Here is a 26780-nt window from a genome sequence, read left to right on the forward strand (position 1 = left end):
TGCAGGGGGTCAGCCAGCGTCGCCGTTGACCCACGTTTTCACAATGTTAGCCACAGCAATCGGATTCTGGCGCGCCAGGGCACGGGCATCCTCCAGGCGCAATTGCTCTGGCGTAGGCTGGGCGGGGCCTGGCGACGGCAGCGCTGGGCGCTCCAGAGCCTCGGCTTCCAGCGCATCAAGCTGGGAACTCTCGGCAGCGGGTGGCGCTGCCATCGCCTTCAGCGCCGGACGCATCAGGCCCAGCAGCAGCAGGCCGGCAAACAGGGCCAGACCGATGGGCCAGGCAAAGTTCTGCGCCAACGCCACAGTTTCAGGCTGCTTCCACAGTGGCACGTCTTCGGTCTTGATCTCCTCGATCTGGAAGGGAGTGTTCATCAGGTTGACCGAATCGCCACGCTCAGCATTGAAGCCAATCGTTTCACGTACCAGTGCCGTCATTTGTGCCAACTGCTGGGGCGTCAAAGGCTTGGTGATGGGTTTGCCTTTTTCATCGACGGCATTTTGGTAGTTGACCACCACCGCAGCGCTCACACGCTTGACGGCGCCGCTGCTGCCGCGCGTCACACGCACCGTTTTGTCCACCTCATAGTTGGTGATCGACTCGCGCTTGCTGTTGCTTGATGACTGCTGGCCACTGCCACCGGCGGCGGCCAATTGCGGCGCGGCACCGTTGATGGGCGCCGCCGCTGGCTGGGGCGGCTGGTTGGCCACCGACCCGGGTACGCCCGTAGCCACAGTGTTGCCATCCTGGGAGTTGGTGCTCTCCACCACCTGCTGGCTGCGGATGGCGCTGGCATCGGTGGACAAATTGGGACGGTGCTGCTCCGAGGTCGATTCGGTGCGGCTGAAGTCCACCTCCGCCGTCACCTGGGCCTTGATGTTGTTCTTGCCCATCACCGGCTCCAGAATATCCATCACGCGCTTGGTGTAGAGCTGCTCGATTTGCTGCACATACATCAGCTGCTGGGCATCAAAGCCCTTGTCATCCGCGCCATCGGGCGACTTGGACAGCAACTTGCCCGAATCGTCCAGCACGCTCACTGCTGAAGGTGCCAGTTCAGGCACGCTGGATGCCACCAGATGGACGATACCCGCCAATTGCGTGCGATCCAGGATACGGCCTGGGTACAGGCTGACCAGAATCGATGCCGAAGGCTTTTGCTGCTCGCGGAAAAAACCATTCTGGTTGGGCAGTGCCAAATGCACACGGGCACTTTGCACCGACGACAGCGACTGGATGGAGCGCGTCAGCTCGCCCTCCAACCCCCGTTGGAAATTCAACCGCTCCTGAAATTGCGTCTGACCAAAACGGTTGGCCTCGGTCAGCTCAAAACCTGACACCGAACCCTTGGGCAAACCTTGCGATGCCAGACGCAGGCGCACATCGTGCACGCGGTCGGTAGGCACCATGATGGAGCCACCCCCATCACCGTGCTTATAGGGCACGTTCATTTGCGACAACTGCGCCACGATGGCTCCGCCGTCTTTGTCACTGAGGTTGGAAAACAGCACTTTGTAATCAGGCTGGCGGTTGAGCAGCACCGCCGCCACGATGGCAGCCAGTAGCAAAACCACGCCCAAACCCAAGCGCAAGCGCTGGCCACGATCCAGAGCGGTCAGGCGCTGCAACCAGGCGGGTCTGGCAGGCGGATTGGCATTGAGGGGTATTTCAGCAACTGCGGACATCTTTTTTTCCAGTATGACGGGCCCGGTGACGGACCTGGCGTGCGTTCGATTATTCGGAACCCGCCCCAACGCACTCGCCAGATAAGCCCCACCTTTGGCCATCTATTCGCCCTGATAAATGCGCCCGTCGTCCCTACGATTGCACCCATCGCCACCTTAATGAGCAAGACCACCATGGACCTCCGCATCAACTCCGTTACCGCCCCACTGTCTGGCGCAGGATCGCTGCGCCGCGCCACCTCTGTTGCACCTGAAGGTGGCGCCCAGGAGCAAGGCTTCTACACCGAATTCAAAAGCGCGCTGAAATCGGTCAGCGCGTCGCAAAACTACTCCACCGCACTGCAACGCGAAGTGCAGCTGGAAAACCCCAACGTCAGCCTGGAAGAGACCATGCTGGCCATGCAAAAGGCACAAATTGGCTTCCAAGCCTCATTGCACGTGCGAAACCGCCTGGTGCAGGCCTACACCGACATCATGAACATGCAGGTCTGAGCGCCCAAATTACTATTATTTTTATAGCTGCTAGCGCACGTCCCGCAAGGGCCAGAGCACAAAAAGGCCCAAATTTTGGGCCTTTTTTGCGTGGATGACCGGGCCGTGTGCTCTGCGGGCCGCGCCCACAAAAAAGCCCTGTTGCAATAACAGGGCTTGCCGTGGAAAAACAAGAGAGCGCGCAGCCCGCGCGGCCTGCTGCGCTCAGTGCACCATCTGCGGCTGGCCTTCAAACATGTGCTCAAAGTGCGCCAGCCAAGGCTCTGCCAAACAACGGATCTGCGCATCGTTGCGCAAAATGCGCTGCATGATGCGAACCTTCTCGCGCCGGTGCTCGGGCAACAACTGCTCTTCGGTGGCCTTGGCACGCAACTGCTCGATCAGCACCGCGCAAGCGCCTTCGTAGCGCACCACACCATCCCAATCTTTGAGCTTGGCCGCCTCCAGCATCTTGACGCTGCTGTCTTCTATGGCTTTGTAGTAATCAATCAGCATTGCTGGCATGGCTTACGTCTCCATCGTCACCGTGCCGGAAGCACGTGGCCGCTCAGCGGCAGGTTTCTTGATCTCGTTCCAGCCCTGGGCGATGGGCTCAATCAAACGCGCGACTTCTTCCAGAATGGCGTCATCGTTGCGAATGTTGGCCTGTATCAGGCGCTGCAAGCAGTAGTCATACAGCGCGCCCAGGTTTTGCGCCAGCTCACCACCGCCATCGCGGTCCAGCGCCGTGCCCAAGCCCTCTTCAATAATGCGGATGGCCTTGGAGATGCTGCTGCATTTGAGCGGCACGTCGCCGCGCGCCAAAGCACCGCGAGCAGACGTAATGGCACCCAGAACACCGTCATACAACAAGCTGACCAACTGGTGCTGGTCAATCGTGTGCATACTGGTTTCCACATTGATCCGCTGGTAAGCGGAGGCTGCGCGGGGGTTGTAGGCGGTAAACATGCTGCTATCCCTTGGGTTACTTGTTCAATTTATCGGCCATTGCCGCAAAAACTGAAGGCACTATCAACCCGATGATTTATTCCAGGCGGTGACTTGCTGGGAAATGTAGGCATTGAGCCCGTTGAGGGTGCTCATTTGCCTGTCCAGCGCGGTGTAGCGGGCGGTGGTGCGTTTCTCAAATTCGTTGACCCGTGCGTTCACACGTTCCTGATCCTTGGCATTGCGCTTGAGGCTGGCCTCCAGCACCAACTCTTTGGACTTGAAAAACCCGTCAGTGGAAAGCAAGTTGGTGGTCAGCGCCTTGAGCTTGACAGCCATGCCTTCAGTGCCGGTGGCGTCATCGCCCCGGAAGAATTTTTTCACCTCTTCGGCGTTGCTATTCAGGGCTTTGTTCAGCTTACTGGTGTCCAAGGTGAGTTCACCACCCAAAGCGGCGGTGGCGGCCGGGTCGGTGCTGGTTTTTTGAACCACACCAATGTCTGACAGGTGCTTAAAAAGTGCCGAGCCCCCCGCCTCCCGAATGGCCGAGCGCAGCGCGTTTTGCAGCCCTACCACGGTAGAGTCACCCTGCAACAGTCCCGCCGACTTGGCACCCTTGTCGTATTTGGTGGCCTCGTTCAGCACCGCATTGATACCGTTGTAGGCTTTGACAAACGCTTCGATGTTGGCCTGGATGGCCGAGTTGTCTTTGGCCACCGTGATGGTGATGGGCTTGCCCACATCAGTGACCTGCTCCGCCTTGAAAGTCACACCAGAGACGCTATTGGCAAACGTGTCAGTGGACGACTCCACGACAATACCATTGATTTTGGCCTTGGCGTTGGCCGCCAACTGGGTGGCGGCAGTATCGATCTGCGCGCTGCTCAAGCGCGAGAGGCCAGTGTTGTCTGCATCAGCGGGGGCGTACACATACGGATCGGCCTGGGTACCCGAGCCACTTTGGATATCTTGCGCCGTCACTTGAAACCCTGACTCCAGCCCGGTCTCCTTGCTGCGCAGCAACAGGCGCTGGCCATTGGCATCGGTCAGGACGGTGGCAGTAACGCCCGCATTAGAGCCGTTGATCTTGCTGGCAATATCGGACACGGTGTCGGAGGCCGACACATTGATCTCTATCGGTGTACCCGCCTTGGGCACAAAAGTGCCAGTGGCTCCCGGCGTAGTAGCCCCCCAGCTGCCCAACTCAATCTTGAGCTTGCCCGCCCCCACTGCGCCACTGACAGAGCCTGATGCGGTGGACTGTGCCTTGGCCAGGCTTTGTACTTCCACCGTAAAGCTGGTGGCCAGCGTACCACCCACTGCAGTAGCACTCACAAACTTGCTGTCGGACGAGGTGGTGGCAACGGCGTTCCAGCCCGTCACGCTGGTCAGCTTGCTGGCAGCATCGGACAGCTCCGAGACCAGCGACTTGATTTGCCCGAAAGCAGAAATTTTGGTTTTGGTGGTGACAGCCTGCACCTCAAGGGTGGCAAGCGGCCGCCGCTCCAGCTTGACCAACTCAGAAATGATGTTCTTGACGTTAAGACCGTTGGTTCCGATGCCGGGTGAAGAAAGGGTCGCCATACAAACCTCCTGAAAGCAGATGCAATGCAAATTATGGCGCGCATCGTGTTTTTTGAACTACGGTAAATGCACCGCTAAACCTGCCAATTCGCGCGCTATGGTCTTGGTAGCGCATAAAAAAAGGTGGTGGCACCTGAATGCCACCACCTTCATTGCTGCATGGCAGCGGCGCGATTAACGCAGCAGGGCCAACACGCCTTGTGGCAGCTGGTTGGCCTGGGCCACCATGGCGGTACCAGCCTGTTGCAGGATCTGCGAGCGCGACAGGTTGGCAGTTTCTTGCGCAAAGTCGGCATCCAGAATGCGCGAACGTGCGGCAGACAGGTTCTCCGAACTGGTTTGCAGGTTCGAAATCGAAGTTTCAAAGCGCGATTGCAAAGCGCCCAGGTCGGCGCGGGTACCGCTGACAAAAGCCAGGGCCGAATCCACAGTCTTCAGCGCTTCAGTGGCCTTCTTAAAGGTGGTGATGTCCAGATCGGCCACTTTTTGCAGGCTCGAAGACTTGGAGACATCCGCATCGGTAGTCACCACAGTGCCCGAGATGGTGGGAGTACCAGTAGTCTCATCCACGCTTTCTACCGCACCGTACTCGGCAGCAGCCTCATCCAAATAACCCGGCTCAGTAGCTGTGCCCAAGCTAAACGACTTTTCCGAATCCAGCACCAGGTAGCCACCGATCGCAGCGCCGTTGGTATCACTACCCAACACTACAGGGGTAGTGCTGGCATAGCCCTGTTGGTTGAGCTTGGAGACCTGGATTTGCGGTGTCACACCAGTTTCACGTTCAGTAGGAGTGCCTGCCAGTGCAAGATTGATGGTTTCTCCGCTGGCGTTGGTCAGCACAACGGCTTTGTTGTCGTCGCTGAGCGAAGCGGTCACGCCCGTTTTGGACGATTGCTGGTTCAGCGCAGAAATCGCCTCCGACAAACCATCCGAAGTGGCTGCCGACACCGAGAACGACACCTTTTGCGTAGTGTTGTCGCCCGAGGCAATGGCCAGCGTGTAGCTGCCTTTGACCATGTCCAGACGCGCTTCGGTGCGTGCAGTGGCGCTCACGCCGGTCTCGTCGCTGGACTGGTTGATTTTGGTAGCAGTGGCGGCAGCCGACTCGTTCTCTGCAATGGCGATGGTCTTGGAACCGGCAAAGCCGTTGATGGTCAAGTCGCCCTCTGCAATGCCGGTCGGAATAGCAGTATCGCCGGTAGTAAAACTCTGGGCAGCCTTGCCCGTTATATCCATCTGGTTGTTGCCGTAGGTGCTGGTACGCATGTTGGCGGTAGCCGCCACGATGGTCTGGTTGGCGTTGGCGCCCACTTGGAACTGCTGGGTACCAAAAGAGCCATCCAGCAGCTTGGCGCCGTTGAACTCGGTGGTTTGCGAGATGCGATCCAGTTCAGCCACCAGTTGGCCTACTTCTTTTTGCAGGGCTTGGCGGTCGCCAGCGCTGTTAGAGGCGTTGGCCGATTGCACAGCCAGTTCACGCACCCGTTGCAGGATGTCGCCCGACGCCTTCAGCGCGCCTTCAGCGGTTTGTGCCAGCGAGATACCGTCGCCAGCGTTGCGCACAGCTTGGTTCAAACCACGGATTTGGCCGGTGAAACGCTCCGAAATGGCCAAGCCAGCCGCATCGTCTTTGGCGCTGTTGATGCGCAGGCCCGACGACAGGCGGTTGATGGACTGGTTCAACGACGCTTGGCTGGTACCCAGATTGCGCTGTGCAGTCAAGGTGGCGACGTTGGTATTGATGGTGGAAGCCATTGCAAATCTCCTAAAAAGAACTGACTCATAAATGGCGTTGCCGCCAACAGGGCCTTAATGCTACGCACTTTGGGGCCCGGGTTCCTGATGCAACACAGCATCTTGGTTCCGCTACTAAGCTTTTCGGACGGGGCGCCAAAAACTTTAGGGCGCAAACACCAAGATTGGCAGGTTTTTCTTTGCTTTATCGGCGCAACGCCAAAAGCAGCGGTCTCCACAATCACCTCCATCGTTACCACAGAGTCGCCGGTGCGAGGACGTTTGAACCGGCAGTGTTTGTTTTCATCCCGCAGGAGTTTCCGCAATGGCCTCAACTATCAATACCAACATCGCATCGCTGACCGCCCAGCGCAACCTGGGGATGAGCCAGGCTTCGCTGAACAACTCCATCAACCGCTTGTCGTCGGGCCTGCGCATCAACAGCGCCAAAGACGATGCAGCGGGTTTGGCGATTTCCGAGCGCTTTACCAGCCAGATCCGTGGTTTGAACCAGGCCGCACGCAATGCCAACGATGGCATCTCGCTGGCCCAAGTGGCTGAAGGCGCGCTGAGCTCTTCGGGCAACATCTTGCAGCGCATCCGCGAACTGGCCGTGCAATCGGCCAACGCCACCAACAGCGCTGGCGACCGCCAAGCCCTGCAAAAAGAAGTAGGCCAACTGGTGGCTGAACTGGATCGCATCTCGCAAACCACCGAATTCAACGGCCAAAAGCTGCTGGATGGCACCTTTGGCACCTCGCAATTCCAGGTGGGCGCCAATGCCAACCAAACCATTGTGGCGGCCACGGCCAACCTGCGCACCAGCGTGTATGGCAACAACCAGAACACCCCGGCCAACGGCGCTGGTGCTGCACCCGCAGACCCTACCGCCTTGGCCAACCCGTTTGCCAACGGCACGACCGCATCGGAAAAAGTGGAAATTTTTGGCGCCTTGGGCACTGCCAGCATTGCCGTGGCTGAGTCTGTGGAAGGCGACCTCGAAAACCCACGGGAAACCGCCCAAACCATTGCCGAAAAAATCAACAACATCTCGGGTGATACCGGCGTCAACGCCAGCGCCCGCACCCAGATCAGCCTGAGCTTCAGCGCCCCCGGCAAATACACCCTGCTGCTGCAGTCTGACAACCTGCCGCCCCCCAACAGCGATGTCGCCGACGCAGCGGGCGAAGCTGCCGTTCGGGGCAGCCTGAAAAGCCTCTCGTTCGAGGTGCTCAACACCACCGGCTCCGACAAACTCTCGGGCGTGGTGCAGGCGGTGAACGAGCAATCGGCCAAAACCGGCGTGACGGCCTCATTGTCGCAAGACGGCCAGCGCGTCATCCTGACCAACCCCACCGGCAACGACATCACCTTGGGCACCACGACGGCCGAAAACGCTGGCGACGTGACCATAGAAAAGCTCGATGCCGCTGGTGTGCCGCTGGGCTTCGATCCAGAAAACCCTGACCAGCCAGGCTCCGCAGCCCAACAACTGCTTACCACAGACCTCGACCAGTTCGTCACCTCCAGCGGCTATGTGGTGCTGGACTCGGACAAATCCTTCTCGGTTCGGGATGAGGCAACAGCGCAATTTGGCAGCGCCTTCTTTACCGATGCAACAACAGACCCAGCTGTCGCCAGCTCCACACTGCAGCGCGTAGCCGACCTGGACGTCACCACCTTCGAAAGCGCCACCCAGTCCCTGAAAACCGTGGACGCGGCCCTGGCCTTTATCAGTAGCGAACGCGCCAACCTGGGTGCCCTGCAAGCGCGCTTCGAGACCACCATTGCCAGCCTGAACATCACCTCCGAGAACCTGTCGGCCTCGCGCTCGCGGATTTTGGATGCCGACTTTGCGATGGAAACGGCCAACCTCTCGCGCACACAAATCCTGCAACAGGCCGGCACCGCCATGGTGGCGCAGGCCAACCAGATTCCGCAGGGCGTGCTGTCGCTGCTGAAGTAAGGCGCCAACAGCGCTCTGCATTCTGGGAGACGCACCCTCATCGCTACATTTTTAATAGCTGCCAACGCTTGCCACACAAGCGCTGGTGGCTGTTTTTACATAAAAACACCCGCAGCACCGCTACAGCAAGGCCCAGGCAATGGGGCAGCCGCCATATTCAAAAAATGGCGGTAAACAATCGAAAAACCATTCAACTTCTGGTAACCCTTGACCGATAACATTGGTGTAGTAGGATGACTTTAAGCCCCCATAGGGGATGTTTAACCCACAACGCAGACGCGAACGGCCCGGCGTCTGCAAAGTTCACTGGCAGCGGCTGCTCAGACAAAGCAAGCGCGCCCGGGCACGGTTCTTCATTTGTGTAAATTTCCACTGAAAGGGTAACTACCATGGCCGACATCACGCTCACCTACAGCGCCACCACCTTCAAAGAAGCCGCCATCAACAACGGCGCCATTGCCAATGGCATCACCATCAAAATCGCCAACGGCACCTTCGCTGGCGACAACGGTGATTCGCTGCTGTGGCTGGATGCAGATGGCAACGTCCTGAACATGGCAGGCGTCCCAGCAGGTCTGACACCCGTTCTGGTCAAAACCTCCGCCACCACCGCCCGGCTGACCTTTAAAGGCACGGCGACAGCCCACGAAAACACAAACGACATCACAGTCGCCAGCGAAAATTTGGAGCTGTGGTTCGATGAGTCCCAGTTCGCACCAGGCGCCACCTTCGCAACCTCCGTGCTGGGAAAAGCCCTCGCCATCGACTTCAACAACAAAGTCACCACCGGCCTGACCTTGGTGCCCGAGGCAGGGGCAGACACCACCGCCTTCTACACAGCCGGCAACACTAAAACGGGTGCCAAAGACAACCTGCCCACCATTGGCGGCGTGGGCACCAAAGGCGAAACGCTCTATTTCTACAGCAACGACAAAATCCTCGACAAAACCATCACCACCAAAGTTGGTGATACAGGTGAGTGGACCTACGACCTGAGCGGCCTGGCAAGCAAGTTCAAAGACGGCACGCACATCGTTACCGTCAGCACCAGTGCCGACGGCAAGGGCGTCATGTCGAATCCTTTTGCCTTCACGGTCGATAGCAAAGCCCCTGCGGCCCCCTCGGTCACCGCCGTCAAGGGCGCCATCAGCGACACCACCCCCGTGCTGACGGGCAAGGCAGAAAAAGACGCCACCGTCAAGGTGTACAGCTCTGAGACCCAGGTCGATCCGATCGTGAAGGACGGTGCCGTTACCAACGCCAAGGACGTCACCCTGTTGGGCATCACCAAGGCCGACGCCAAGGGCCTGTGGACCTTGGCTGTGGACAGCTCCAACACCCTGCTGGCCAAAGACGGCGGCTACAAAATCTCGGCCAAGGCCATTGATGCAGCGGGCAACGCTACCGTCTCCAAGACCCAGACCAAAGACAACCTGACCATCGACACCACGATTGCTGAGTCCTCGCTGGCGATCGACGCGACCAAATCCAAAGGCAACTCGGTGGTGCTGTCTGGCAAGGTAGAAGGCGAAACCGGCGGCACGGTGCAGCTGTACGGCGGCGCAGACGGCTCGGTGGCCTTGGGCAAAGTCGCCAAGATCGGCAAAGACGGCTCCTGGAAAATATCGATCAAGCTGAACGAGGGTGAGCACGACCTGAGCGTGATTGCCACCGACGCCGCCGGCAACGTCTCGGCCAGCGCGGTTCTGGAGAAGACCATTGACACCAGCACCGCTGTCCCCACGCTGGAGCTGGCTGAAGGAGAAGGCAGTACCTGGTCCACCATGTACGGCACGGCTGAAGCAGGTGCCACAGTGACCGTGAAGAACGGCAGCACGGAAGTGGGCACAGCCACTGCCGACAGCACCGGCAAGTGGGTGCTGGACAACCCCACCGGCGCCCTCCCCACCAAAGACGGCACCCTCAAGCTCACGGCCACCGCCAAAGACACAGCGGGCAACGTCAGCAAGGCTTCCAGCCCTGCGGACGAATTCAAGTTCACCGCCAAGGCCGAGGACAAGACCGCCCCCACGCTGCTGTTTGCGGAAACCAGTGCCGATGGCAAGTCTGTCGTTCTGACCTACAGCCAGGCGCTGGCTACTGCCACAGCAGCCAAGACCGCGTACGACGTTACCGTGGGCACGACTAAAGACATTGAGCCCGCTTCTGTTACCTCCAGCGGCGCCAAGGTCACGCTGACGCTGACCGATGCCGTCAAGGCGGGCGAGACGGTCAAGGTGACGTACACGGCCCCTGCAGCTGAGACAACCGTTAAAGCCGACGACCTGGCCATTCAAGACAAGGCTGGCAACAACGCAGTGGCGTTGACCGATAAGGCAGTTACCAACCTGGTGCCGGCCACTGAGGAAGCGGGTGGCGGTGATGTGCCGGTATACGCGACAATTTCCACCATCACCCCCGGGACGGCCGTATTAGCGGTACAGCTGACAGAAGCGAATGGGGTCAAAGCAAGCTTGTACAACGGCGCCACAGAGGTCGTTTCTCAAACGTTCTCTTCGACCATGGCCTTGATCGAAGTAACGGCCCAGACCAGCGTGACCAACACAACGCTGCTCGTGACAAGCACCACTGGGGACACGACAGCCCCCGCAGTCCCGGTGGTGACGTTGGGTACAACCGGTAACGAGACCATCACGGTCGGTGATTTCAACTACATCTTCACCTTTGGTGGTTCCGATACCCTGAAGTTCACCGCCGACGCTCTGTCTGGGGAGAGCAAGTTTTCTGACTACTCGGTTGCTGATGACAGCATTCAACTGTCCAAGACTGCCTTTACAGCATTGGGTTCAGAAGGTGCATTGACTGCCGCTGAGTTTGAGTCTGGCGCTGACTTGACCGCTGCTGCAACGGCTGAAGGCCGCATCGTGTACAACACCACCAATGGCGCGCTGTACTACGATGCTGACGGCAGCGGTGCTACTGCTGCTGTCCTGATCGGCACTTTCGGCACTTCCACGGGTAGGCCAGCTCTGGTGTTTAGCGAATTCGAAATCATCGCCTAACGCCCCCACAGCCCCTCCCCACCCCAGTGGGGAGCGCTGGCCCCCAACACCCCCGCCATCTTCCAGGTTGCGGGGGTATTTTTTTGTAAAACCGGGGTCAGCCTCGTAGTGGTGTTGGGTTGCACCATCCGGCCCACGCCAACCGCCTTATCCCTTCGGCTGTGGCGGTTTTTCCATGGGGCGGCGGGCATTGCGGGGGCGGGGGTTGTGCGGGCAATGTTGGGTTGCTAGTGCAACCCAACCTACGGGTTACGGGCTGCGGGGCTGCGGCTGGCGGTGGATGCTGCTGTATGGCCAATCTTCGGGGCGCTCTACATAACCGTGCTTGGGCTGTGCGCCACCCAAAACGTATAGCTGCGCTATACAATGACACATGATTCGAAGTTTTCGCCACAAAGGCCTGGAAGCCTTCTATCGCAGGGGTAGCAAGGCTGGCATTCAACCCCACCATGGCAACCGACTTCACGCACAGTTGACCGCACTCGATTCTGCTACCTGCGCGCAGGAGATGAATTTCCCCGCCTGGCGCTTGCACCCGCTGACAGGAGATTTGTCGGGTTTTTGGGCCATTACTGTCAATGGCAGCTGGCGCTTGATTTTTCGATTTGATGGCGAAGACGCGGAGCTGGTCGATTATCTGGACTACCACTAGGAGATTGCTCATGAATGGCATGCACAACCCAGCCCACCCCGGCGAAGTTCTGAAGGAAGGCTGGCCAGCCGAAGTAACGATTACGGCAGCAGCACAGCAGCTTGGCGTAACGCGGGCGGCGTTATCGCGCATCCTCAATGGCCACGCTGCCATCAGTGCGGATATGGCCTTACGTTTGCAGGATTGGCTTGGCATTAATGCACAAATGTGGCTACGCATGCAGGCCGCTTACGACCTGTGGCAAGCGCAGCGTAACCAGCAACGGCCCCATATCGAGCGATTGAAGCAAGTAGCCTCGTAAAAAAACGGGGGCAGATTCCAATTAAATGCTTAACCGGCATCCAGCCCTTGCAGGCCGGGCGCAAGCAGCTATTAAAAACATAGCGCTTTCTGACGAAAACCGCGTCACACCACCCGCCTGACCCCCTCGGGGCTGGAGCGGTTTTTTATGGACGGCGGGTGTTGCGGGGGCGGGCCGCACGGGCATCGAGCTCAGGCAATCTGTAGCGCCTTCAGTATCGGCAGGCGGTGCTGGGCAAAGTCGCTGGCCTGGCGGGTCAGTTCGGCCAGGTTTTCCTCGGCGCTCTCCAGGGGCTTGCCTTCCTTGAGCAGCTTTTGGCCTTGGGCGTTGAGGGCATTCCAGACCAGCTGCGCCCAGCTTTCGGGCGTTTTTTGGCCCTGGCTGCGCGCCAGCAAAAACAGCTGCTCAAAGCGGTGGACCGTCATGCCACCGCCTATGACGGGGCTGGCCAGGTAAGTGATGTCGCTGCTGCTGCGCGCCAGCGACATCAGGCGGGCGTTGAGCGCGTCGGTCTGCTTTTTGGCTTTGCGCGTGACTTCGTCGTCCTGCATCGCCACCAGATTTCCTGCGCCGATGAGCACCAGCACCGCCTCCAGCAGTTGCGACATACGGATGTCTTTTGCGGCCAGTGCGACCTCCAGCTGGGCCAGGGTTTTGGGCTTGTGGTCGGCCAGTTGGTCCAGGATGGGCACATAGACGTTTTCGGCCATTTTGGCCTCACCCAGCGCGCCGCTGACCTTGAGCGGAACCTGATCGCGCGGGGTGATCAACAGCACGCGCTGTTGGCGCAGGGCCTCGGCCTGTTCGGCCTGGTTGGCCTGGCGTGCGCCCTTGACCCAGTAGTCTTTTCTGAACTGCTGGTTGACCATGAAATCACGAACGCTCTGGCGAAACAGCGGGTCGGGAATCTCATCGAGCAACGCCTGTTGTTCGTCCGAGAGGTTGATGCCGTCGATGTAGTCAAAGTAATTGGCCGAGCAGGCAAACTGCACTTTGGCCGGTGCCAGCCACTCGGCCATGGTGGCAAAGTGCATGGGGTGCCAGTCGCGGTTGAAGTATTCGTGCGCCAGGTACTGCCGGTTTTGCCCTTGGATGCGTTGGAGGCGCTCGGCCACTTGCGGGTTGGCGCGGGCAAAAGCGGGGTTGGTTTGCAGCAGCTTGCTGGCAAAGTCGAGTGCGCCATCGATACGGCTGACGATGCCGTTGCCGTCCGAGCCCAGCACCTCGGCATGCTGCGTCAGCAGGTGGCGCATGGGCGCAAAGCTGGCCCAGCCCGGCAGGGTGTTGTAGCTGATGTAGAGCACGCCACCCACTTTGAGCTTGCGGCGGATGAAGTCCACCATCACGGCGCGGTTCTCATCCGAAATCCAGCTCCAGATGCCATGCACGCCGATGTAGTCAAACTCGGGCAGGTCGGGGCGCTGGGCAAAGTCGGCAAAGGCATCATCGACCAGATGGGCGTTGGCCCCCGAGGCAACGGCCAAATCTTGTGCAAAGGCCGCCTGGCTGGGGTTGAAGTCGGTGCCGTGCCATTGGGTGAGCGAGGCGGCGGCGTGGATGTTGGCCGATACGCCCTGGCCAAAGCCCAGCTCGCAGGCCGTGCCCGTGGTGGGCAGCGCCAGGCCCGCTTTGAGAAAAGCGAGCTTGACGCGCAGCGGGTTGAGTTCGGCGTAGTAGCCGTAGGTGTAGCCAATATCGGCCACGTAGCCGGCGGTCCAGTCAGACATGAAGCAGATTCCTTGTGCGCAAAAGTGGGGGGCTGGGCCACGGGTCAGGGCGGCCTCTCGTTATTATTGATTGGTTAGCCTTATGGCAATTGGGGACATACTCCAATCAAGTGCCAAATCGGGCCTCTAGCCCTTACGGGGCGTGCGCAGGCAGCTATCAAAAACGAAGCTTTTTTTATCCCGACCCTGCAAATGAAAAAAGTACCCTACTGGTGGATACACAAGCACAATGCGGCGTAGCTGCTTTGACGGGAAAGCGGGGCCAGCTTTCAATCAAAAAGATGACCACCACAGAAAAACCGCTCAAATGGGTTGGCAGCAGCAAAAAAGATTTGCTGGCACTTCCCGCTTCAGTGCGACGCTTTATGGGCCATGCGCTAAATTTTGCCCAGCGCGGTGATCGGCATGAGGCGGTCAAGGTTCTCAGGGGGTTTGGTGGAGGCGGCGTGCTGGAAGTGCTTGAAGACGATTCGGATGGCACGTATCGCGCCGTCTATACCGTAAAGTTTGCTGAAGCGGTATTTGTGCTGCATTGTTTTCAAAAAAAGAGCAAACGCGGCACCGCAACGCCCAAAGCAGACATGGACATCATTCATGCCCGGCTGAAAGTGGCCCAAGCATGGGCAAAGGAGCTAGACCATGAAAAAACGCCTGATTGACGGTATCGAAATAGAAGACAGTTCTGGCAATGTGTTTGCTGATCTGGAGCTTGTGCAAGCTGATCGGCTGCAAATCAAATCGGGCTTGGTGATCGAAATCACCCAGGCCATCCGCAAGCTTGGCCTCACGCCAATCGAAGCCGCCTGCCGCATGGGAATCAGCCAATCCAAGGTCTCGGAGATGGTGCGTGGTGATTTTTCCCATCTTTCCGAGCACAAACTCATGGAGTGCTTGAGCCGACTCGGTTACGACATCGAAATCAAGATAAAACCAGCAGCGGCCCCCATGGGCCATCTCGTGTTGGCGTTTGCATGATGAATGGCATGCACAACCCAGCCCACCCCGGCCAAGTTCTGAAGGAAGGCGGGCCAGTCGAAGCGGGCGCTAGCAGCTATTAAAAAAGTAGCATTTTTACCAATCCAAAGTCTGGATTGCGCTACCTACCGACTTCGTGTCGGGCACTGACAAGCTGAAGCTGGGTGCCGTAGGTAGCGCTACGAACTATGTTGAAGCTGGTGCTGCGGTGGCAGACCTTGCAACCCTGATCACCGCTGCCAAGACGGCTCTGGACGGTACTGTGGATTTCTACGTCGGTCAGGTCGGTTCGGACTCTTACGTGGTGACCAGCGCTGCTGGTACTGATTTGAGCAACATCATCAAGCTGACAGGTGTTGCACTGAATGGCATTGCCATGGCTGACATCATCGCCTAAGGCTTCCCGCAGCCACCGCCTGCCCCGGTAGGCGGTGCTGGCAAAAGCCCACCAAACCCCCGCTTCCTGCAAAGGAGCGGGGGTTTTTCATCGCCGCAATCGTTAAAAACCGGGGTCAGATTCTAATTAAGAGCCCAATCGGCCTCTAGCCCTTACGGGGCAAGCGCGAGCAGCTATTACTTTTGATAAGAACCGACCACATCGCCCGGCCACCCAAACCGCCTTGTCCCTTCGGGTCGGGCGGTTTTTTCATGGGAACAGCTTTTTGGCTCTTCTGGCGAAAAACGGCCACTGCAACCTTAAATTAGTGCTGCACCAAAACTAAAATATCGTGCAAAACCATCAAGGAGCCTCACCATGGCCATCACAGCACACTCCCCCACCGTCAAGGTTGTCGGCACCAACGGCCAGATTTCGCTAGGCAAGCAATACGCTGGCCGCCAGGTGTTGGTGGAAGAGCGCGAGCCTGGTGTGTGGATCGTGCGTACCGCAACCGTGATCCCGGACAACGAACGCTGGCTGCACGAACCCAAGACGGCAGCTGATCTGCAAGCGGCCATGGCCTGGTCCGTCGCCCATGGCGCATCGGATACAAGTACCGATGACACGCTGAAGCGTCTTTCGCATGGCGAGCAGTGAAGCCAAGGTCAGGCTCGACCTGAACAACCCGGTCTTCCAGGACAATCTGCTCACGCTGCAAAAGCCCGAGCGGCACGCAGCCTTGGACACCCTCAATAAAAACCGGGGTCAGATTCCAATTAAAGGCCAAATCGGCCTCTAGCCCTTACAGGGAAAGCGCGAGCAGCTATTGTTTTTGATAACAACTGGCCACACCGCCCGGCCACCCAAACCGCCTTGTCCCTCCGGGGGGCGGGCGGTTTTTTTCATGGGGTGGCGTGCGCTGCGGGGGCGGGTGTCGTGCGGGCTACGGGGCACGGGGCTGGCGGTGGATGCACAAGGCAGAGCCGCTACCGCCGGTATAAAGCTGGTGGTTTCTTGGAAAGCTGGTACAACAAGGCCACTCGGATCAAAGCAAGCGCGCCCGGGCACACGGTTCTTTATTCGCGAAATATCTCACTGAGAGGGTAACTACGATGGCTATTGCAATTACTGCCGTTCCCGGCAGCTTCCAATTCGAAGAAGTCGCTGGCAATAATGGCGCCATCGCCAACAGCCTTACATTCAAGATCACTGACGGCACCTTTGCGGGCGACAACGGCGATGAAGTGGACGCCACGTTCAGCAGTGTTCCAACAGGATTAACCCCCGTTCTGGTCAAGACCTCTGCCACCACGGCCAAGCTGACCTTCAAGGGTGCCGCTGGTAGCCACGCCGCCGTTGTCAATGACTTGGGGGTGGCCTTCAAGGCAACCTCCTTCGCAAGTGGTTACACAGCAGGTGACGCACTTCCGTCCGCCACCGGTCTCACCATCGATTTCAAGCCCGCAGCCCCAGCGGGCACGCTGACCCTGGTGCCCCCAAGTGGTGCAGACACCGGGGAGGTCTATAAAACAGACAATTTGCCCACCGTGACGGGCGCTGTCCCGGACGGCGTCACCAAGGTTTATATCTACAACAACGGCGGCACCAAGCCCATCGGCGAAGCCGCCGTCACAGGCAACGCCTGGTCGTTCAAGCTGCCTACCGAAAAGCTCAAAGACGGCGTGTACAGCCTCACGGCCAGCGCTTCCAATGACGGCAAAGGCGCCATGACGGCTGGGTTTGCCTTCACGGTGGACACCAAAGCGCCCGCAGCCCCCTCGGTTAACGCCATCAAGGGCGCCATCAGCGACACCACACCCGTCCTGTCTGGCAAGGCAGAAAAAGGCGCCATGGTCGAAGTGTTTGCCGATGAAGCCCAAACCAAGTCCCTGGGCGTCACCTTTGCCGATGCCAAGGGCCTTTGGACACTGGCCGTGGCGAACACAGAGCTGGTGACAGACGGCACCTACAAGATCACCGCCAAGGCCACGGATGCCGCAGGCAATGAAACCAAGACCAAGAAAGCCGTCGATTTGATCATCGACACCACGATCGCCACGCCCACGCTGGAAGCCACCACCGTGGCGAAAAAGAACACAGTGACCCTGTCGGGTGCGGTCACTGGCGAAACCGGCGGCACGCTGCAGCTGTACGGCGGCGAAGACGGCTCGCTGGCCCTGGGCAAAGCCATCAAAATCGGCAAAGACGGCACTTGGAAATCTTCGGTCAAGCTGACCGATGGCAAGCACTTGCTGAGCGTGATCGCCACGGACGCAGCCGGCAACGTCTCCGAGAACAGCGTGCTCGACGCGGCAGATATCGTGACCATCGACACCTTCACCGCCACGCCCACGCTGGAGCTGGTGAAATCTGGCGACACTTTGATCGGTTTGAAAGGTACGGCTGAAGCCGGTGCCAAGGTCAAGATCACGGTCGGCAGCAAAAAAGACGTGTTCGAGGCAACGGCTGATGCGAGTGGCAACTGGGTGGTGAACGACCTCTCGGCATTCACCGTCACCAAGGAAGCCAAGCTCAAGATCACGGCCATCGCTACAGATGCCGCGACCAACGTCAGCAAGGCATCCACGGCGGTGGAGCACACCTTCAAGGTGGGTGGATCGGCACCTCCCGACACCACCCCGACCGTGGTTGACACCACTGCCCCCGAGTTTGTTTCTGCGGCGACCAACCTTACGGGCGACAAGATCGTCCTGACCTACAGCGAGGATTTGGGCAGCACAGCACCGAACAAGGGCGCTTTTACCGTCCTGTCGGGTACGGCGGGCAGCGAGGCGGCCAACGCTGTCACGGGTGTCACCGTCAGCGGTAGCAGGGTCACACTGACACTGACAACGCCCATCACGGAAGGCCAGTCGGTCAAGGTGGCCTACGCAGCCCCTGCGGTGGTTGCCGCAGCAACCAACGCAGCGATTCAGGATGCGGCAGGCAACGATGCGGCAACGCTGGCCACCACGGCTGCCACCAACAAGGTAACGAGCAACGCCAGCCTGGCCGTCCTGGCCGCAGCACAGAGCAATACCGATACCAATATTGGCACGCTGTTCAGCAATAACAGTTCTTTGGCAACCACTGACAAGTGGAACTCTGGCAACGTAAATTACAGTTTTAATACCAGCATTCCCTCTGAATACTCTGGGGTTTCTAATACTGCAACCCTCAATGGCAATTTGACAAGCGGCTGGAGCACATTGAACAATACAGAAAAAACGGTAGTGGCAGAGGCATTCGACAAACTGGAGTCGTTGATTTCCGTTACGTTCACCGAAACAGCAGGAAATACGGGAGACATACGCTTCAACGCAGTACCAACAAAAAGCACTGTAGGCGGTTTTGCCTATTACCCAGGCACTTCCCCCGCGTATGCGGGAGATGTTTTCCTCTCTACCAATTACCGTGACACCAGCTATGCAGCGGGAGGCCACAGCTACTTTACGGTAATCCATGAAATTGGCCACGCCATGGGCCTGAAGCACCCGTTCGAAAATCCGAATATCCTCGAAGATTCGCTGGATAACTATGATTACACAGTGATGAGTTATACGGACAACAAGAGCGGGCTGGCGGAATTTTTCTATAACTCCACGGGTTCTGGCTACACCTACAGCTACACTTCTGACAGCGACGCAAAACCAGATTCTTGGTCTATTCTGGATATTGCGGCCATGCAAAGCATGTACGGCGCCAACACCAGCCACGCAATCGGGAACAATACCTACAGCGTATCGTTCAATCAAAAAGGGTATTTGACTATTTGGGATGCTGGCGGCTCCGACAGCATTAATGCAGCCACTGCCGACGGCGTGTGTGTGGTGGATTTGCGGCCTGGAACCCTCAGTTCTTTCGATGTGCACACCATCGCCATGCAGACAGCAGCAACACAGGCGCACTACCAGCAGTTAAGGGGTGGCGACAAGGGGCTGGACAGCTGGGTGGCGGGTGTTTATGCCAACCAGTGGTTCACCGACCATTTGTTCACGGGAGAAAACAACGTGGGCATTGCCCACGGGGTGTGGATTGAGAACGTGACTACCGGCAGCGCAGCAGACACGGTGCGAGACAACGCGGTGGACAACTACATCCGCACAGGCGCTGGCGACGACATCATTAGCCTGTTTGGGGGTGGCTTTGACACCGTAGAAGGCGGCACTGGCACCGACACGGTGTTCGTCAATGACGCATGGGGCAACATCCAGACCGAAAAGCAAACAGACGGCAGCTACTTGGTTGTAGGGAGCTATTTCGCAGCGCAGCTGATTGGTGTAGAGACCCTCTCGTATGCCGATGGCACCCTCGCCTTGACTTGATGCTGTAAAGCGTCTGAATCGCCCCAGCCTGGCCCGGCAGGGGCACGGCTTCTTATTTACGCAAACTCCCACCGAAAGGGACAACCACCATGGCCAATATCACCATCGACACCAGCGGCACCGAGTTTCTTGAATCGGCTGGCAATAACGGCACGATTGCCACCCACATTACCGTGCGACTGACGGACGGCACTTTTGCCGGCGATAACGGCGACGTGGTGGCTGGCGTGCAGTACACGGGTGTGCCAACGGGGTTGAGCGCAGTGCTGGTTAAAACCTCGGGAACCACGGCCAAGTTGAGCCTCACGGGCCATGCCGGTAGCCACGCCAACGGGAATGACGCAACCGCGCTCAAGCTCACCCTGACCACCGCCAGCTTTGCTACTGGCACTTTGGGCGCCAGCACGGTCGAGAAGACTTTTACGGTGGATTTCCGTGACGCGGCCCAGGTGGGCACGTTGGCCATGGTGGCACCCACGGTGGCATTTGGCAAAACGCTGCCGGTGTTGCAGGGCGCGGCCACCAGCACCACGTCCAAGGTGTTTATCTTCAACGGCACAAAACAGCTGGGCGAGGCGGTGGTGGATGCCAACACCGGCCTGTGGACGTTCACGCCACCGGCGGTCAAAGATGGCGTGTTCCAGCTCACGGCCCGGGAGCAGTTTGCCGAGAAGGTGTTTGGCACGCCCACTGGCACCATCGTTTACACGGTGGACACCAAAGCCCCGGCGGCGCCCACAGTGACGGCCAGCCGACTGCCCACCAGCGACAGCACGCCCACTGTGTCGGGCAAGGCAGAAAAAGGCGCCAGCGTAGAGGTATTTGCCGACGGGACGTCGCTGGGCACCACAGTGGCCCACGCCCAAACCGGCACCTGGTCGCTGACGCCAACCAACGCCAAGATGCTGGCCGATGGCATCCACCAAATCACGGCCACGGCCACCGATGCAGCGGGCAACACCAGCACCAGCAAAAAAGCCGTCACTTTGACGGTGGATACCGCCATTGAGGTGCCCGCCATCACCAGCGCGCTCAAGGCCGTGGACAAGCTGGTCACGCAAAAGCTCGAAGGCACCGCTGAGGCGGGTGCCACGGTGCAGCTGTACGGCGGTTCCGACGGTGCCACGGCTTTGGGCAACCCCATCAAGGTAGACAAATACGGCAAATGGAAAGCCTCGGTCAAGCTGGCCGAGGGCACGCACATCCTCAGCGTGGTGGCCACCGATGTGGCGGGCAACAGCTCTGCCAATAGCGCAGAAAAAACCATCACCATCGATACCTTTGCCCCCGCCGCGCCAACGCTGGTGGCGCCCGAGACGCTCAAGCTCAAGGCCCTGCCCGCCACACTGACGGGCACCGCCGAGCCGGGCTTGACGGTGTTGATTTATGCCAACACCACCAAGCTGGGCGAAGCCACGGCCGATGTCGTCACCGGGGTGTGGACGTTTGACACCACAGGCAGCACCGTTGCGGCGGGCGTACAACGGCTGTCGGTCAAAGCCACCGATGCGGCGGGCAACCTCAGCCCGGCATCCAACGTGGTGGCCTTCACCATCGACCCCAATGCGCCCACGTTTGAGGTGGCAGTCACTTCGGGCGAGCTCACGTTCAGCGGCCCCGCCACCGGCAACATCACGGTGACCACGGCGGAAGTAGAGGGCAAAACCATCGCCACCTTCCAGCGCGATGGGGTGACAGCAGCCACCAAGCCCGATCTGGCCACCGTGACCACCATCACCCTAGCTGAAGGCCAAAGCCTGGCGGCTGGCGTTGGCAACGCGGTGGCCAGCAAGACGTTTACCGGTGCTGGCAGCGTGAACATGACCGGTACCGCCGAGGCCGACACCCTGAGTTTTGGCACCACCGGTGGCAACACCCTGAATGGCGGTGCGGGCGATGACACCATCACTGGCCGCTCAGGCAACGACACCATCACCGGCGGCACTGGGGTAGACACGCTGGACGGTGGCGCAGGCAACGACACTTTTGTGTACGCCGCGATGGCCGATTTTGTGACAGGCAATGTGGTGGTGGACGCAGTCACGGGCGGCGATGGCACGGCGGACCGAATCCAGGTCAATGCCGCCATCGCCCTCGCAGCTGGCGACGACCTGGCGGGTGCGGTCACTGTGGAGCAGCTGGTGGCCCAGACCCAATCGGCCGCAATCCGCGTGCACAGCATCGTTCAGAGCACGGATGCCAAGCTGGGATCGATTCGCACCATCGATTTGTCGGGCGACGGCCACGCCAGCTCGACCGGGGCGATCAACCTGACGGGTATCACCGGCGCCATCGCCACCACCTTGATGGGTGTTGCGGGTGGCAGGAACGACATCAGAGGCGGTGCGGGTGCCGACACCATCACCGGCGGCAGCGCGACTGACACCCTGATCGGCGGCGATGGGGTGGACGTGATCACCGGCGGCGCTGGCAATGACATCCTGCAAGGCGGTGTCGGCGCAGATACCTTTGTGTTTGCGGATACGGGGACCAATAACGGTGCCGATAGCATCACCGATTTCACGTTCGGTGCGGGCGGCGATGCGTTGGACTTCGGTTCCTTCCTGACGGCGGCTAAGTTCTATGACCGGACTGGTGACGGAACCACCATTGGAGAGGACGGCGTGGCGGCAGCATCGACCGGCGAAATCGCGCTGTTCAATATAGAAAACCAGGTGGTGTTGCTGACTACGTCAGACATCAGCACGCAGGCAGTGACCAAGGCTGCACTGTTCGGATCGGGTCGTGCCTTCGCAGCCGAGAGCGATCCCATTGATCTACTCAATTTTGTGCTGCTGGTGGGCGAAGCCGATGGCACGGATGGCGTCAGGGTGTACTACGTGACCGACGGCACCGCAGCCAACGACATGAGCATCACCTTGGTGGGCACGTTCAGTGGCGTGAGCCTGGCAAATGTGCACGCAGACAACCTGGCCTGAATCCACTGCGCACCCGCCTGTCCCCAGGCAGGCGGCACTGGTGCAATTCATAAATTGGCAAGTTGGGGGCGTTTGCTGGCAACCCACCAAGGCACCAATCACATGAAAAAAGGGGGATTCACAAGGTTCTTGGACAATTGCAGCAATAGCAATCCGATACATTTAGCGCTACCGTCGCCTGCAACCCGCCACCACAGCACCTCTGGTTTTCACACAGCATGCCCGTCATCATTGGTTATTTAGTCAGCCTCGTTTGCGTCTTTGGCGTGTTCATCATGCACGGCGGCAACATTGGCGTGGTGCTGAAGGCACTGCCATTTGAAATGGCCACCATCGGTGGTGCGGCTTTTGGCGCATTCATCATCAACAACCAGCCCAAGGTACTCAAGGCCACCATGAAGGCCATGGGCACCTTGCTCAAGGGCTCCAAATACACCAAAGCGCGCTATCTGGAGCTGATGGCCATGCTCTACGAAATTCTGCAAAAAGCGCGCAAAGAAGGCCTGATGGCCATCGAAGGCGACGTGGAAGCACCACACGAATCCGAGCTGTTCAAGAAATTCCCTACTGTGGGCTCTGACCACCATGTGGTCGAGTTCACCACCGACTACCTGCGCATGATGGTGTCGGGCAACCTCAACGCCCACGAAATCGAAGCCCTGATGGACAACGAAATCGAAACCCACCACCAGGAGGCACACGCTCCGGTGGCGGCCATGGCGCGCCTGGCAGGCGGCCTGCCTGCTTTCGGTATCGTGGCGGCGGTGCTGGGGGTGGTGAACACCATGGGCTCGGTGGGCCAACCGCCGGCGGTGCTGGGCGGGATGGTGGGCTCGGCGCTGGTGGGTACTTTCCTGGGGATTTTGCTGGCCTACGCTTTCGTCGAGCCCCTTGGTGGCCTGATGGAGCAAAAGGCAGACGACGCAGCCAAAGAGTTGCTGTGTATCAAATGCACGCTGCTGGCCAGCATGCAGGGCTACAACCCGGCTACTGCCATTGAGTTTGGCCGCAAGGTGCTGTTCTCGACCGAGCGCCCCAGCTTCCTGGAGCTGGAAGAGTACGTGCGCGGCAAAAAATAAGCGGCAACCATGGCCACCGAAAAAAAGCTCCAGCCGATCATCATCAAGCGCGTCAAGAAGGGCGGCCATGCCGTCCATGGCGGCGCTTGGAAGATCGCTTACGCCGACTTCATGACCGCCATGATGGCGTTCTTTTTGCTGATGTGGCTGCTGGGCTCCACGGCGCAGGGCGAGTTGCAGGGCATTGCCGACTACTTCAATTCACCCATGAAGGTGGCCATGTCCGGTGGTTCGGGGGCAGGCAACAGCTCCAGCGTGATTCCGGGCGGCGGCAATGACCTGAGCAAGGTACATGGCCAGGTCAAGCGCTCGGACTCCGATGAAAACACCCAGCGCAAAACCAGCGCAGAGCAAGCCCGTGCAGAGCAGGCCCGCCAGGATGCAGAACGGATCAAGGCACTGCGGGCAAAGATCGATGCCATCATCACCCAAAGCCCACGCCTGAACGAATACAAATCCCAGATCCGCATTGATGTCACACCAGATGGCCTGCAAATCCAGATCGTGGATGACCAGAACCGCCCCATGTTTGACAGCGGCAGCGCACTGGTCAAGCCTTACATGCGCGACATCCTGCATGCGATTGGGGCATCCCTCAGTGGCGTAGAGAGCCGTATCAGCCTGGCAGGCCACACCGATGCAGTGCCTTATGGCAACAGCGACCGAGGCTACAGCAACTGGGAGCTGTCCGCCGACCGGGCCAATGCCTCGCGCCGGGAGCTGGTGACTTCAGGCATGCCCGATGCCAAACTGGCGCGCGTGGTGGGCCTGGCTGACAGCGACTTGATGGAACCCGATAATCCGCGCGCACCAGCCAACCGGCGCATCACCATCACGGTGCTGACACGCGAGGCCGAAGAAAGATTGCTGAGTAAAAGCGCGCTTGTCCTCCCCACGGCACAATTGCCCAATGAAAAGCAGGAAAATCCCCCCGCTGGTGGTGCCAAGCCATAAACAGGCACTACCCACCTACCCCATGACAGCAAATACAGTAATTTCCGACCGAAAGGGTCTCACGTGTCTTCTGCCCTTCGCTTCCTGATCGTCGATGACTTCTCCACGATGCGCCGCATCGTGCGCAACCTGCTCAAGGAAAGCGGGTTTTCCGATGCCGATGAGGCAGAGGATGGTGTGGTCGCCTTGCACAAGCTGCGCAACAGCAAGTTCGATTTCGTGGTCACTGATATCAACATGCCCAATATGAATGGCTTTCAGCTGCTGGCAGAAGTAAAGAGCGACGAAAAGCTCAAGCATCTGCCAGTGTTGATGGTCACTGCTGAGGCGCGCAAAGAAGATATCGTGGCTGCGGCGCAGGCCGGCGCTGCCGGCTATATCGTCAAACCCTTCACCAAGGCCACACTGGAAGAAAAGGTCAACCTGATCATCAAAAAGCAGGGGCTGTGAGCCACGCTACCATGGACACCAGCAACACTCCTGCGCCTGCCGCACCTGTGACACCTGTTCCGGTCGATGTTCACCAGCGAATAGGGATGCTGACCCGCCAGCTCCATGATTCCCTGAACGGACTGGGCTATGCCGACAAACTGCGCAGCAGCATGAGCGAGCTGCCCGATGCGCAAAGTCGCCTGTCGTACATCGCACGACTGACCGGGGCGGCTGCCGAAAAGGTGCTGAGTCGCGTGGAGCAGGCCAAGTCCCAAAACGACCACCTGGCTGCTGAAACACGCCGGGTCACTACCGCGCTGGTCAAAGATCCCGTGGCGGCAGTGGCCAAGGGGGAGATCATGAATTTCCTCAATGACGTGGAGAAGATTGCCCAGACCTCGGATGAGCACCTGACCGAGATCATGATGGCCCAGGACTTTCATGACCTGACGGGCCAGGTGATTGCCCGCGTGGTGACGCTGGCCGCCACCATTGAAGAGCAACTGGTGCAGTTGGTGATTGACACCGCACCGCCCGGTGTCGCTCCCATGCCCGTAGAAGTGCCGCACGAACATCTGGCGGGCCCGGTGGTTGACCCGGAGAAAACACCCGATGTCGTTACCAACCAGTCCCAAGTGGACGACCTGTTGGCCAGCTTGGGTTTTTAACAATAAGAGCGGCCCATAGGCCGCTTTTCAGGCTTTAGATTTCGTACCCGCTCACGACAATGGCATGACCTATTACGTCATGCCATCATGGAATCGAGCCAAGACCGCGATCTTCCCGCTACCGAGCGAAAGCTCCAGAAAGCCCGCACCGACGGGCAAGCGGCACGCTCGCGCGACTTGTCCCACCTGGCCATTTTGGGCATGGGGGGCGTCAGCATGCTGGTCTTGGCACCACAGCTGCTGGACCGCATCCAACTGGAGATGAGCCACCAGTTGCTGTTTGACGCGACCACGGTACGCACACCCACGAATATGCTGGTACGCCTGCAAGCCATGGTGCTGGTAGGGCTGGTGGCCAGTGCCCTTTTTGCCTTGCTGACCAGTGCCGCAGCCTTGATCAGCGCCGTGGGCGCAGGCGGCTGGGTGTGGAGCTTCAAGCCCATCACGCCGCAATTCAACCGCCTGAACCCACTCTCGGGCGCGGCCAATCTGTTTTCCAAACAACAAATGACCAACGTGGCCAAGATGGTGCTGATGACCACCATCCTCACGTTCGTGGCCTGGAAATACATGGGCAACAGCATTGAGGAGATGGCTGCACTGGTGTTGCAACCCTCGCCAGTGGCCATCCGCTATGTGGCCAACTGGTTGGCCGGGGGCATGGCCATGCTGCTGCTGGTGGTTTTTTTGACGGCGCTGATCGATGTACCGCTGCAGCTGTTCTTCTTCAAGTCGCGTTTGAAGATGTCGCACCAGGAAGTCAAGCAAGAGCACAAGGAATCCGATGGCAACCCGCAAATCAAGGGCCGCCAGCGCCAGCGCCAGCGCGAGATTGCCGACGGCGCCAGCGTCACTGCCGTACCCAAGGCCGACTTTGTGGTGATGAACCCCACCCACTATGCCGTGGCGCTGAAGTACGACGACACCATGAGCG

Annotated in this window: 23 protein-coding genes; 17 read left to right on the forward strand and 6 right to left on the reverse strand. The window is 59.1% G+C overall.

Annotated features, from left to right (window positions below; translation table 11 throughout):
• Positions 1–9: 9 nt before the first annotated feature.
• A complete protein-coding gene (gene fliF, locus PHX69_RS01990) occupies positions 10–1686 on the reverse strand; it encodes a flagellar basal-body MS-ring/collar protein FliF (RefSeq protein WP_119014166.1) in 1677 nt (558 codons plus the stop codon).
• A 174-nt stretch (positions 1687–1860) separates the two neighbouring features.
• Here fliF and fliE point away from each other — a divergent pair, with 174 nt between their 5' ends.
• Entirely contained in the window at positions 1861–2178 is a 318-nt protein-coding gene (gene fliE / locus PHX69_RS01995) for a flagellar hook-basal body complex protein FliE (RefSeq protein WP_119014177.1), read from the forward strand.
• Between the two features lie 204 nt (positions 2179–2382).
• Here fliE and PHX69_RS02000 read toward each other — a convergent pair whose 3' ends face one another.
• The 4 genes from PHX69_RS02000 to PHX69_RS02015 form a co-directional block, all read right to left on the reverse strand.
• Positions 2383–2682, reverse strand: coding sequence for a flagellar protein FliT (locus tag PHX69_RS02000; protein WP_119014165.1), 300 nt, complete (start codon positions 2680–2682; stop codon positions 2383–2385).
• Between the two features lie 3 nt (positions 2683–2685).
• Positions 2686–3126, reverse strand: coding sequence for a flagellar export chaperone FliS (gene fliS, locus PHX69_RS02005; RefSeq protein ID WP_119014164.1), 441 nt, complete (start codon positions 3124–3126; stop codon positions 2686–2688).
• Between the two features lie 63 nt (positions 3127–3189).
• The gene (gene fliD, locus PHX69_RS02010; RefSeq protein WP_288042127.1) at positions 3190–4689 is read right to left on the reverse strand and encodes a flagellar filament capping protein FliD; all 1500 of its coding nucleotides are present in this window, start codon (positions 4687–4689) and stop codon (positions 3190–3192) included.
• A gap of 174 nt (positions 4690–4863) precedes the next feature.
• Complete coding sequence (locus tag PHX69_RS02015) at positions 4864–6447, reverse strand: flagellin N-terminal helical domain-containing protein (protein ID WP_288042128.1); 1584 nt, start codon at positions 6445–6447, stop codon at positions 4864–4866.
• A gap of 304 nt (positions 6448–6751) precedes the next feature.
• Between PHX69_RS02015 and PHX69_RS02020 the strand changes: the two genes are divergently transcribed.
• The 4 genes from PHX69_RS02020 (at position 6752) to PHX69_RS02035 (ending at position 12368) form a co-directional block, all read left to right on the forward strand.
• Positions 6752–8392 (forward strand): flagellin N-terminal helical domain-containing protein, encoded by a 1641-nt coding sequence (locus tag PHX69_RS02020; RefSeq protein WP_288042130.1) that lies wholly within the window; start codon positions 6752–6754, stop codon positions 8390–8392.
• 389 nt (positions 8393–8781) lie between these two features.
• Positions 8782–11415, forward strand: a complete 2634-nt coding sequence (locus tag PHX69_RS02025; RefSeq protein WP_288042131.1) for an Ig-like domain-containing protein — start codon at positions 8782–8784, stop codon at positions 11413–11415.
• 373 nt (positions 11416–11788) lie between these two features.
• Positions 11789–12067 (forward strand): type II toxin-antitoxin system RelE/ParE family toxin, encoded by a 279-nt coding sequence (locus PHX69_RS02030; RefSeq protein WP_288042132.1) that lies wholly within the window; start codon positions 11789–11791, stop codon positions 12065–12067.
• A 10-nt stretch (positions 12068–12077) separates the two neighbouring features.
• The gene (locus PHX69_RS02035) at positions 12078–12368 is read left to right on the forward strand and encodes a HigA family addiction module antitoxin (protein ID WP_288042133.1); all 291 of its coding nucleotides are present in this window, start codon (positions 12078–12080) and stop codon (positions 12366–12368) included.
• Between the two features lie 191 nt (positions 12369–12559).
• On the opposite strand, the gene PHX69_RS02040 is transcribed toward PHX69_RS02035, so the two are convergent.
• Complete coding sequence (locus PHX69_RS02040; RefSeq protein WP_288042134.1) at positions 12560–14095, reverse strand: class I SAM-dependent methyltransferase; 1536 nt, start codon at positions 14093–14095, stop codon at positions 12560–12562.
• Positions 14096–14376: 281 nt separating this feature from the next.
• Between PHX69_RS02040 and PHX69_RS02045 the strand changes: the two genes are divergently transcribed.
• The 12 genes from PHX69_RS02045 to PHX69_RS02100 all read left to right on the forward strand — a co-directional run.
• Complete coding sequence (locus PHX69_RS02045; protein ID WP_288042136.1) at positions 14377–14754, forward strand: type II toxin-antitoxin system RelE/ParE family toxin; 378 nt, start codon at positions 14377–14379, stop codon at positions 14752–14754.
• Positions 14735–15070, forward strand: coding sequence for a helix-turn-helix domain-containing protein (locus PHX69_RS02050; RefSeq protein WP_288042137.1), 336 nt, complete (start codon positions 14735–14737; stop codon positions 15068–15070). The genes PHX69_RS02045 and PHX69_RS02050 overlap by 20 nt, the downstream gene beginning before the upstream one ends.
• Before the next feature lie 136 nt (positions 15071–15206).
• Positions 15207–15467 (forward strand): hypothetical protein, encoded by a 261-nt coding sequence (locus PHX69_RS02055; RefSeq protein ID WP_288042138.1) that lies wholly within the window; start codon positions 15207–15209, stop codon positions 15465–15467.
• Between the two features lie 357 nt (positions 15468–15824).
• Positions 15825–16106: a hypothetical protein gene (locus tag PHX69_RS02060; protein ID WP_288042140.1), complete on the forward strand. Its 282-nt coding sequence runs from the start codon at positions 15825–15827 to the stop codon at positions 16104–16106.
• Positions 16093–16248, forward strand: coding sequence for a hypothetical protein (locus tag PHX69_RS02065; RefSeq protein WP_288042142.1), 156 nt, complete (start codon positions 16093–16095; stop codon positions 16246–16248). Before PHX69_RS02060 ends, PHX69_RS02065 begins: the two co-directional genes overlap by 14 nt.
• A gap of 313 nt (positions 16249–16561) precedes the next feature.
• Complete coding sequence (locus tag PHX69_RS02070) at positions 16562–19774, forward strand: Ig-like domain-containing protein (protein ID WP_288042144.1); 3213 nt, start codon at positions 16562–16564, stop codon at positions 19772–19774.
• 89 nt (positions 19775–19863) lie between these two features.
• On the forward strand, positions 19864–22713 hold the full coding sequence (locus tag PHX69_RS02075) for a beta strand repeat-containing protein (protein ID WP_288042146.1): 2850 nt from the start codon (positions 19864–19866) through the stop codon (positions 22711–22713).
• Between the two features lie 218 nt (positions 22714–22931).
• Entirely contained in the window at positions 22932–23792 is an 861-nt protein-coding gene (gene motA / locus PHX69_RS02080) for a flagellar motor stator protein MotA (protein WP_119014151.1), read from the forward strand.
• A gap of 9 nt (positions 23793–23801) precedes the next feature.
• A complete protein-coding gene (gene motB, locus PHX69_RS02085) occupies positions 23802–24746 on the forward strand; it encodes a flagellar motor protein MotB (protein WP_288042147.1) in 945 nt (314 codons plus the stop codon).
• Positions 24747–24809: 63 nt separating this feature from the next.
• Entirely contained in the window at positions 24810–25196 is a 387-nt protein-coding gene (gene cheY / locus PHX69_RS02090) for a chemotaxis response regulator CheY (RefSeq protein ID WP_119014149.1), read from the forward strand.
• Positions 25197–25207: 11 nt separating this feature from the next.
• Positions 25208–25846 carry a protein phosphatase CheZ gene (locus PHX69_RS02095; protein WP_119014148.1) on the forward strand — a complete coding sequence of 213 codons (639 nt, stop codon included), beginning with the start codon at positions 25208–25210 and terminating at the stop codon, positions 25844–25846.
• 87 nt (positions 25847–25933) lie between these two features.
• Positions 25934–26780 (forward strand): EscU/YscU/HrcU family type III secretion system export apparatus switch protein (locus PHX69_RS02100; protein WP_288042149.1); only part of this gene is annotated, 847 nt, incomplete at its 3' end.

Source organism: Simplicispira sp., assembly GCF_028687295.1.
In the GTDB taxonomy this organism is placed as follows: Bacteria; Pseudomonadota; Gammaproteobacteria; order Burkholderiales; family Burkholderiaceae_C; genus Simplicispira; species Simplicispira metamorpha.

Excerpts from the sequence above, each read along its gene's own strand:
- fliF (WP_119014166.1), bottom strand. The coding sequence starts at position 1,686 with ATGTCCGCAGTTGCTGAAATACCCCTCAATGCCAATCCGCCTGCCAGA.
- fliE (WP_119014177.1), top strand. The coding sequence starts at position 1,861 with ATGGACCTCCGCATCAACTCCGTTACCGCCCCACTGTCTGGCGCAGGA.
- PHX69_RS02000 (WP_119014165.1), bottom strand. The coding sequence starts at position 2,682 with ATGCCAGCAATGCTGATTGATTACTACAAAGCCATAGAAGACAGCAGC.
- fliS (WP_119014164.1), bottom strand. The coding sequence starts at position 3,126 with ATGTTTACCGCCTACAACCCCCGCGCAGCCTCCGCTTACCAGCGGATC.
- fliD (WP_288042127.1), bottom strand. The coding sequence starts at position 4,689 with ATGGCGACCCTTTCTTCACCCGGCATCGGAACCAACGGTCTTAACGTC.
- PHX69_RS02015 (WP_288042128.1), bottom strand. The coding sequence starts at position 6,447 with ATGGCTTCCACCATCAATACCAACGTCGCCACCTTGACTGCACAGCGC.
- PHX69_RS02020 (WP_288042130.1), top strand. The coding sequence starts at position 6,752 with ATGGCCTCAACTATCAATACCAACATCGCATCGCTGACCGCCCAGCGC.
- PHX69_RS02025 (WP_288042131.1), top strand. The coding sequence starts at position 8,782 with ATGGCCGACATCACGCTCACCTACAGCGCCACCACCTTCAAAGAAGCC.
- PHX69_RS02030 (WP_288042132.1), top strand. The coding sequence starts at position 11,789 with ATGATTCGAAGTTTTCGCCACAAAGGCCTGGAAGCCTTCTATCGCAGG.
- PHX69_RS02035 (WP_288042133.1), top strand. The coding sequence starts at position 12,078 with ATGAATGGCATGCACAACCCAGCCCACCCCGGCGAAGTTCTGAAGGAA.
- PHX69_RS02040 (WP_288042134.1), bottom strand. The coding sequence starts at position 14,095 with ATGTCTGACTGGACCGCCGGCTACGTGGCCGATATTGGCTACACCTAC.
- PHX69_RS02045 (WP_288042136.1), top strand. The coding sequence starts at position 14,377 with ATGACCACCACAGAAAAACCGCTCAAATGGGTTGGCAGCAGCAAAAAA.
- PHX69_RS02050 (WP_288042137.1), top strand. The coding sequence starts at position 14,735 with ATGAAAAAACGCCTGATTGACGGTATCGAAATAGAAGACAGTTCTGGC.
- PHX69_RS02060 (WP_288042140.1), top strand. The coding sequence starts at position 15,825 with ATGGCCATCACAGCACACTCCCCCACCGTCAAGGTTGTCGGCACCAAC.
- PHX69_RS02065 (WP_288042142.1), top strand. The coding sequence starts at position 16,093 with ATGGCGAGCAGTGAAGCCAAGGTCAGGCTCGACCTGAACAACCCGGTC.
- PHX69_RS02070 (WP_288042144.1), top strand. The coding sequence starts at position 16,562 with ATGGCTATTGCAATTACTGCCGTTCCCGGCAGCTTCCAATTCGAAGAA.
- PHX69_RS02075 (WP_288042146.1), top strand. The coding sequence starts at position 19,864 with ATGGCCAATATCACCATCGACACCAGCGGCACCGAGTTTCTTGAATCG.
- motA (WP_119014151.1), top strand. The coding sequence starts at position 22,932 with ATGCCCGTCATCATTGGTTATTTAGTCAGCCTCGTTTGCGTCTTTGGC.
- motB (WP_288042147.1), top strand. The coding sequence starts at position 23,802 with ATGGCCACCGAAAAAAAGCTCCAGCCGATCATCATCAAGCGCGTCAAG.
- PHX69_RS02095 (WP_119014148.1), top strand. The coding sequence starts at position 25,208 with ATGGACACCAGCAACACTCCTGCGCCTGCCGCACCTGTGACACCTGTT.